Origin of the sequence: Phocaeicola sp. RTP21198st1_B8_RTP21198_201120, assembly GCF_040929485.1 — a bacterium.
Taxonomy (GTDB): Bacteria; Bacteroidota; Bacteroidia; order Bacteroidales; family Bacteroidaceae; genus Phocaeicola; species Phocaeicola dorei.
In genome coordinates, this window is sequence record NZ_JBCOCI010000356.1 from 1 (window position 1) to 771 (window position 771).

At 46.8% G+C, this 771-nt stretch carries 1 pseudogene; it reads right to left on the reverse strand.

The annotated features are described in order from the left end of the window. Positions 1–771 (reverse strand): annotated as a pseudogene (locus AB5935_RS26250) (hypothetical protein); the annotation flags it as partial.

Here is a 771-nt window from a genome sequence, read left to right on the forward strand (position 1 = left end):
GTAATCGGACTCCTGTTCCAGATAATTTTCATAGACGTAATGAGAATAAAAAGTGACTGCCTCACCGTCAAGTTCACCTTGCTCTTGTAATGCTATATCTGTCAGACTTACTTCCGGATAATCCAAATAATGTAATAGATACTCCTCCAGTCCATTTTCTTTATTATTGGTAATAGCTTCATTGGCATGAGAATGAAACGGAGCATATTTACGAATCCTATCCGCGACGTGAAGCACCTGTACTTTCACATCTCCTATAGTCAATTCCTGCGGAACAGTAGAAGAAGTTTTACGAATGGTTGTCCGCAGTTTGGCCACCCCCCGCAACAAATGTGCGGAAGCTCTGAAGTTCCTGTATCCGCGCTCCACAATCACTCCCGTGCCCGACATGTAGAAAGGGGGAACGGGTTGTCCGATTATTCCGTGAGGCTCATCCGCATTGGCACGTACACGCAAGGTGTAACCATCCTTCAATGTCCCTATATCAAACAGTGTAGAAACCACGTAGACACTATCACCATCATGAGTCAACTTCAATGTTCCGTCCCCTGTGGAACGGGGTCGGTACTCTATCGGATTCCCGCCGCCGTCCATAACATCCATGTAAAGCTGCTCAATCCTGTTCTCACCGGCCGTTCCATTCTCAATGCTTCGGGCAACCGGCTGTTTATCCCCGGGTATCACCAAACGGAGTTCCATCAGTTCCTTGCCGTCGGGTATCATGTTGTCCACATTGCCAAGGGCATAATTCTCTATATCTTCTACACATGA